This window comes from Sutterella sp. (genome assembly GCF_052272535.1).
In the GTDB taxonomy this organism is placed as follows: domain Bacteria; phylum Pseudomonadota; class Gammaproteobacteria; order Burkholderiales; family Burkholderiaceae_F; genus Sutterella.
Window position 1 is genome coordinate 1 of sequence record NZ_DAVZJY010000127.1, and the last position, 7,121, is coordinate 7,121.

General features: G+C 56.8%; 6 protein-coding genes. 5 read left to right on the forward strand and 1 reads right to left on the reverse strand.

Annotation, left to right across the window (positions count from 1 at the left end; all coding sequences use genetic code 11):
* The first annotated feature begins 248 nt into the window (after nucleotides 1-248).
* On the forward strand, nucleotides 249-374 hold the full coding sequence (locus ACT6Y9_RS07275; protein WP_443744042.1) for a hypothetical protein: 126 nt from the start codon (nucleotides 249-251) through the stop codon (nucleotides 372-374).
* Here the strand turns inward: ACT6Y9_RS07275 and mobH are convergent.
* Nucleotides 371-3,661, reverse strand: coding sequence for a MobH family relaxase (gene mobH / locus ACT6Y9_RS07280; RefSeq protein WP_443744043.1), 3,291 nt, complete (start codon nucleotides 3,659-3,661; stop codon nucleotides 371-373). The two genes, ACT6Y9_RS07275 and mobH, sit on opposite strands and share 4 nt — an antisense overlap.
* A gap of 151 nt (nucleotides 3,662-3,812) precedes the next feature.
* On the opposite strand from mobH, the gene ACT6Y9_RS07285 reads away from it, so the two are divergent.
* The 4 genes from ACT6Y9_RS07285 to ACT6Y9_RS07300 all read left to right on the forward strand — a co-directional run bounded on the left by ACT6Y9_RS07285 (nucleotide 3,813) and on the right by ACT6Y9_RS07300 (nucleotide 7,080).
* Nucleotides 3,813-4,079 (forward strand): hypothetical protein, encoded by a 267-nt coding sequence (locus ACT6Y9_RS07285; protein ID WP_443744044.1) that lies wholly within the window; start codon nucleotides 3,813-3,815, stop codon nucleotides 4,077-4,079.
* A complete protein-coding gene (trfA, locus tag ACT6Y9_RS07290; protein ID WP_443744045.1) occupies nucleotides 4,069-5,196 on the forward strand; it encodes a plasmid replication initiator TrfA in 1,128 nt (375 codons plus the stop codon). The genes ACT6Y9_RS07285 and trfA overlap by 11 nt, the downstream gene beginning before the upstream one ends.
* Nucleotides 5,197-5,912: 716 nt before the next feature.
* A complete protein-coding gene (locus ACT6Y9_RS07295) occupies nucleotides 5,913-6,488 on the forward strand; it encodes a hypothetical protein (RefSeq protein ID WP_443744046.1) in 576 nt (191 codons plus the stop codon).
* A gap of 55 nt (nucleotides 6,489-6,543) precedes the next feature.
* A complete protein-coding gene (locus ACT6Y9_RS07300) occupies nucleotides 6,544-7,080 on the forward strand; it encodes a hypothetical protein (RefSeq protein ID WP_443744047.1) in 537 nt (178 codons plus the stop codon).
* Nucleotides 7,081-7,121: the final 41 nt, after the last annotated feature.

Here is a 7,121-nt window from a genome sequence, read left to right on the forward strand (position 1 = left end):
CCGCGAGGCTCAGCGAATCAAGAAGCTCCGGCCTTCAGGCCGGAGAGTGATCACGCACTTCTCCCGAGACGGAGCTTCCTCCGTCCCGGGGCCTGTCGGCGTTAAGAAGCGCTCATGGCCCAACCCAGCAGAATCGCGATCAAGACCAGCTTGACGGCGCCACGCAGGACGAGTACCATGATGGCAACTGATTCATGATGCACCATGATCAGCACCTCCAAAGCGGTCGACACTTGCAAGGAAGTAGCTTGCAGTTCGACCGTTTTGCTTTTCTTGATGCGCTCTTCCCGCTACGGTTGGGAATTTCGCGCCTCATCGCGGATAAGCAAACAGAACCGCGAATTTTGGACAGCTTCGCAGTCGATGAGGCCTAATATTTTATCAGTAAAAGCTGTCTTCTCTTTTGATCCCATTCAATTCGCGGACTGCGCCCGTCTTCGGTCATCTCATCCATCGCCATCTCGATGAGATCGGGATCAATGCCGCCCTCCTCAAACGCCCCTTCGAACCGTGAGGAAGGGGTGCTCCAACATCCAGTGATGGGATCAGTGGTGATTCCATCGAGCCAGATCCCGCTCCCGCGCTCCATCTGACTCAACATGCTCTCAACCAAATCCTGCGCGAGGCGATAGTCCGTCATCGCACCTGAACGGCCTTTGCCCGCACCAGAGCGTTGAGATCTGCCTCGTTCGTTGGCAACTTCATTCGATCCAGACGGCGCCTTGCCAGTAACGGCAGGCGTTTTGGTTTTGAAGTGACCAGAGGAAGGTTCATCGACCTTCTTCGCGTCATCGCGCGTAAGCGGACGACCGGAGGCATCGAGCGGCTCGTTGTAGAAGACGCGGCGCACTTCATTCTCGGGCATCGCTGCCATCGTATCTTGATCAGGCTCGTGATCAATTTCCGACTCCGATTCGGAGCCGTTGAGATTCCGATCAGGATTCCGATTGCTCATGACCTCATCGGAATCGGGAGCGGAAACGGAAACGGAAACGGAAACGGCACCACCAGAACCGGATGTACCACGTTCATCATGTTCATCAATCTCCTCCGAATCACCCCGATTCGATACGGTCGGTTCATTCGATTCGAAGGCTGCTGATCCCGGCGCTGCATCCGCTGCCGTTTTCGTCGCTGCTGGGACTGTCGTTGACGCTGCTGCTGCTGCGGCGGCGGCGGCGTTCGCTGCGTTGTCGCCCTCCCCTGATTCCATGTGCGAATCAGAGGGAGAAACAGACGCTGCGGAGGCAACAGGGGCAGCAGGGGCAACAGGGGCCGCATAGGCTGCGCGATCTTGGGCAAGGTGATCGCGATGATCGTCATTGCTGCGCTGTTGTTGTTGCTGCTGCTGTTCCTGTTCCTGTCGCTGCTGCCTCCGCTCGGTTTTCCGCTGATCACCCTTGCCGCAGATCAGATCAAAATCAATCCCGGAATTCTGAGCACCCAAAGCACCAAAAGCACCAAAAGCACCTTTGGCACCTTTGTCGTCCGCCTTGGCCGGTTCGGGCATGAAGCTGTAGTCCGCCATGACGTTTCGGCGGTTTGCAACTGATGAGGCGGATCCGACGGCTCCGGCTGACGCCGCGTCGCCCTGCATGCTGAGCAGATCGTCCGTAGCAGACTGACGGTCACCCTGAGGTTCGTCCGCCTTGTCTTCATCTTCAAAGTAACCAGAGGGAGGTTCCTGCCAAACCTGCGCTCCGTGCAGGCTACGCTCGGGCTGTTGCTGCTGCGGCGGCTGCGGCTGCTGCTGTTGCTGCGTCTGGGACTGTCCAAACGGTCGGTGCTGCAGGTCCGCATGCTGTGCGCCCGCCTCAAATTCCGTCTCGGAAGTTGTCGGAATGATTCGGTAGCCGCCCAACTCCTGAAGCTCAGAAGGAGGTTCAGGCGACTCAAGGGACTTAGAGGGCACCTTCACCCCGCCGACCGGCACGTCGGAAAGGTCCGAAATGGCTTCACCGAACTTTTCACCGCTCGGGCCTACTCCGTCGGACGCGCGCTCGCCGTAGGGGTCCGAGAGATTTTTAGAAACTTCACCATAATGAAGTTCCGGGTTGGAGGCAGAGGATTCACCCGCTTCACCCGACGCTTCATCCGGTTCGGAAGGGGGTACTCCAACCTCCTCGTCGGCGGGCACGGGCGCTTCTTCGACATAGGCCGCTTCCATCGCGAGCGCCTCCTCGTGCTCCCGCAGGTTTCGTTCCGCATCTTCGGCAAGCTGTGCGGCGAACTCGTCGGTGTAGCCCATGTTCACTTCCTCCTCACGCGAGAGCCGCTGAACGGGCAGGAACTTCCATCGAGCCACCCAAGCCGCCTTGGTCACGTCATCGACGGCCAGACCCTCGACGATCGACTCAATCTCCGCAGGCGGCACGCCGTCGTAGATCAACTGCGGGTCGGCCAAGCGCACGCAGTCGAACTGCACGTTGCCGAGCACGATCGGAGTCATGCGCCAGAAGACGTTGTGCGTGTTCGCCACTTCGTCCGTGCTCCGGATCGCCGCGCCCGAATCCACCAGAATCGAAGCGAGACGCAGGAAATCGGAAGGAAGCGAGGCGAACCCCATGTCGAGCGCCTGCTGACGGGCTTCTACGGCGACTTCTTCCGTCCAGACCAGATAGCACCCCTGCTTGGTGTTGAAGACGCGGCTCGACTGATCCTTGTTCGTTGTCCACTTCGCCGTCTGAATGAGCACGCGAATGGCCTTGAGGAGCTGATCACCCTGCGGGTGCGCGACGTTCTTGAACTCGGGCCGAATCTTTCTCTGCCGAAGTCCATCAACGCTGCGAGACAAGCCGTCGGCGTTGTCGAGAATGCGGCCGATCAATCCGCCTTCCCTGCCCTCCAGAATCGCACTGCGAAATTCACGCATCATCTGCTCACCGTAACCGGTGATGCCGAGAAAGGTGATCGTCGCCTTTGGAATCAGCATTGAGATGTTTGCGAGCGCCGCAGGCTTGTGCTGATTGTGTTCTCGGGCCGGGCGGAAGGAGATGTAGTAGGTCTCAATGTGGTTGCGACGGAGCCAATCGACGATCGGCTCGTCCTGCACCCAGTGCCGTCCGTCGGGTGCCGTGATCTCCATGTCGGTGAACGGCTTGCCGATGTCGTGCGCAAGCGCCGCCAGAACAGCCGTCAGGATCCAACGACGCTTGTTCTGATGAATCTCCTTGGGCGCCGCGGAGCGGTCGAAAATCGCCGTCTTCGCATCGTTGGCCGCGTAGTACGCAACCTCCAAACTGTGCGTGAAAAGGCCGCCGTAGCCCTGATGGTGGTCATATTCGCTCGCAGGCGTCAGGTGCACGATGCGCGCGAGGTTGGTGATGACGGGCAGCAGGTACTGCTGAGATTCGTTCTCGGAAAGCGTGGTGGCGTAGCAGAGATCACGAATGAGCTTCCCGTTGGCGCGGATGAGCGCCTGAACGGACAGAGCTTCCACCGGATGCGGGGCCGGCGGCCACGCTGCATCAATCTTGTCGGTTTCCGCCTCCTCTGGAATGTCTGCGAACAGAGGGCAGGAATCAGATTCCTTTTTCGATTTTAGGAGCCCGAAGAGGCTGCCGATCAATCGGCCGATCCATCTGGCGGCCCAATTGCAGAGCTTGAAGGGTGCGATGACGATGTTGTAGAGAAAGCCGATGACGGCATCAATGGTTTGCACGATGGAGGCTCCGGAGCTAAATCAATCCATCCTGCACCAGAGCGCAGCATAGAAAAACACCCGGATAAGCAGAAGCTGCGCAACCGACCCGCGGCATGGACTGACCTGATCCTTAGAGTTGATTAAAAGGAATCAACTTGGAGCAAGTCAATTGCGATCTGCCTACATCCCCAACGGGTTTACGGGAAGGTACTGGAACTATCCACTCGTGGTTGGGTCCAACGTCTCCCGCAACATCGTGCTCAACGACTCCCTCGGGCACATCGTGCACCTGACGCTTGCGAGCGACGACAAGATCTTCTCCGTAGACCCGAAGACCCTGATCACCGATCTCTCAGAAGGCACCCGCGGCACGCACCAAGAAGGCGTTGCCGATGAGGCGGTGAACGAACTTCAGGAGCATCTCCATGCGCTCTGAAGCTCTTCAAAACTGGTTGAATCAATTCACATCGCGAAGTGAAATCTTAAAAAACATCCGCGATCTTGAGAAAAACAACGAAGAACTCTTTGAAGAATTGCTTCGTGAAGGTTTGACTTATGAGGAAGTCAAATCACGATACACCGACTTCAGCTACTACAAAGGCTTAAAGATCCCCGAAGGAGCACGTGCACTGCGCGCCGTAGAAGTATACGTCGGCATCATGGACTTCTCAGATCCTTCAGTGATGCGCCTGCCGGGTTGGCATGATGGAAATACGCCGTCAGCCAACCTGATCGACACTTCCGCCTTGTTTGGTGCGTTGTCCAAGAGGATCGAAAGACCATTCTTGGCGAATAAAACGATTTACAGCCGCTCAAACTGCCTAATCCGTTATACCGGGGAGGCTCTCTATCAATTAGATTGGGATGTTCTGCATGCACTCATTTGTTTTTGCAGAGGGCAGTTCAACAAGAGATTTGAAGTTCGCCAGATAGACATCTTAAAGATGATTGGTCTGTCGAAGGCGGGCTACAATTACGATCTTTTGAAGGACTCGATTGTTCGGCTTCGCAAAACCGACATCTATATCGAAAGTAGCTCAAAAAGCCCAGCCATGAGCTTTTCCATTGGCGAAGTCAAGTCCCTCCCAAAAGGAAAGAGACGGAGAATCGACACCTTCTCTCTGATCCTCGAAGCTACGATCCTTGACAACAACGTCCTAGCCCTCACATTAGATGCGAGACTCAAATTCCTATTTGGAAACAACGAATATGGGCTGATTGATTGGGAAAAGAGGAACAAACTTAAAAACAACGACATTGCAAAAAAGATTCAATGCCTGATTTCCGGTCAGAAAACCAACATGCAACGGCACCGAATGGAGAAGCTGTACCAACTTATGGGACTCACTTCTTCGTTCAAAGAGTTCACTCGTCTCTTGAAGCATGCCTGTGAGGTCCTTTTGGCTGCAGGCGTCATCAAGGCCTACGCGATTCCTGCAGCCCCCAGAGGGGCCGGGCAGGATCGCATCATCACCATCTGGACGACCGAAATCCCAACCCCGGAGGAACTTCAGGCGGTCGGGAGGGTGGCGGCCTACGCCTGCGGTGAATAGTATTTTTTAAGTGACCAGAAGAGGGAGAGGTCCCCGCAAAGCGTCCTCACTCCTCTGGTCACTTTTTTGTCCGGAAATATTTGATGGGCCCGAACGTTTTAAGACACTACGATTTCCGTTTGGGGCTTATATATAGGTTAAATTAAAGGTTAAAGAAAGGTTAAGGGGGTTGGTAGTACCTCTTCGATTTGCCTGCGGCACAGGCATTTCGGGCATTTGTCCACAGGACGATCGGTGGGAACAACTACGCCGGTCGGTGTGAACAACTACGCCGATCGGTGTGAACAACTACGCCGCCCAGACCCGATCGGTGGGAACAACTACGCCGCCGAAAGACGATCGGTGTGAACAACTACGCCGCCGAAAGACGATCGGTGTGAACAACTACGCCGTTTTCAGTTATCCACATGGGCTTGTGGACAATGATGTGCATAACTATTCTGTTTGATTGGCCCAACAAAATATCGGACCCTGCTAGTAGTACCTCATAGGGGGCAAATTTCGCCATAAGCCTGCGCTTTATCGGCGAATCTCACCGTCAGGCCCTCGGAGGGCGCACCCTAGACTGTGAAGAAAGTGTTTTTCGAGGTGCCCCGAGGCGCTCTCTCTGGACACTTCCTGAGAGCAGGATTCGCTCTTTCCCGGCCGGGTGCGCCGCCTCACTGCATCTAGAGTCCCGGAATCACTCCTCCCAAGGTTCCACAAGGACATCCCTCATGCCGCAACGCTCACACCTCTCTCTGCGAATCTGTGCCGCAGCCGCCGCCGCGGCCACCCTCCTCGGCCTCGCAGGCTGCTCCAATCCCCCGACGATCTTCCGGTCCGACCCCGTGATCATCACGCCCGAAAAGACCCTCGACCCGATCCACAACCGCGACGCGTCGGTCGAGTTCTATCGGGAGAACCGTGGTGGTGCCGCCATCCGCGCCGAGAACGCCTCTCACGTGCTCTACAACGAACACTACGTCGCTCAGAGTGCAACCCCCTTGCCTGATGCTCACAACGCCAAGCAGGGCCCTCTGGTGAGCTTGGAAGATGCACTTGCGAAGGCTGAGAAGGATCTCGAAGCTTCGGAGGCCGCCAAGAACGGCCAGAACGGATCCTCCAAGACCTCCGTCACGAGCTTTGGCGTGAAGGCCGCTGAGAAGGAGGTGGACCAACGCGTTTTTGCGACGAAGGACCGTTCCGTCTATTCGAAGCTCCCGGGCAAGGTCGATGGGGTCAAGGCTTCGAAGAGCACGAGGGACAAGAGCATCTACGCCGGCAAGGCCGCGCAGAAGGTCCCGAAGTAGCCAGAAGAAGGAGGCGCGATGTCGTGCCTCCCTGTTTCGGCAAAGGATGTTTTCTATGCCACCGCCGCCCTCCTCCGTTTCCGTTGCGGAAACTCACCCGAACATCCCGGTCGTCGCTTCCCTGCTTTTTTCACAGGGTTGCACAACGCGCAGGCATCTCGTCTGTGGCCCGAAAGGAAATGCAGCCATCGCTCATGCTGATCTCCCGTTCGGGTTCCCGGACCCAAACTGCTTCGCGATTCTGATCCGCGGGAGCGGGCTTTCGCCCGTTGTCGAAGACTGCGACGTGCTCGTGCTTTCACCGATCATGCGCGCCGTTCCCGGTGAGTTCGTCCTCGTGCAGGACGGTCCGACCTACTTATTCGCCCGCGTCGTGGCCTGCTCCGAAAAGGCCGTTGCGCTCGATGTCGGCCGACAGATCTGCCGCATCCCCATAGAAATGCTGAAAATGTTTGCGTCCGTGCTGATGGTGGTGAAGCCGCGCGGTCGCCGCATGCATGAAAGAACTCTGGATCGTTCCTACGCGGCTCGGGCATTGCGAGACATGGTGCAGCACTGCCCCTCCCGCAAGGATAAAGTGACCAAAAGATAGGCCTCGCGCAAGCCCCGTCCTTCAGGGCGAGGTTAGCGAGG

What these genes read in the sequence shown, in the direction of transcription:
- trfA (WP_443744045.1), top strand. Translation starts at nt 4,069, where the DNA reads ATGCGCTCTGAAGCTCTTCAAAACTGGTTGAATCAATTCACATCGCGA.
- ACT6Y9_RS07295 (WP_443744046.1), top strand. Translation starts at nt 5,913, where the DNA reads ATGCCGCAACGCTCACACCTCTCTCTGCGAATCTGTGCCGCAGCCGCC.
- ACT6Y9_RS07300 (WP_443744047.1), top strand. Translation starts at nt 6,544, where the DNA reads ATGCCACCGCCGCCCTCCTCCGTTTCCGTTGCGGAAACTCACCCGAAC.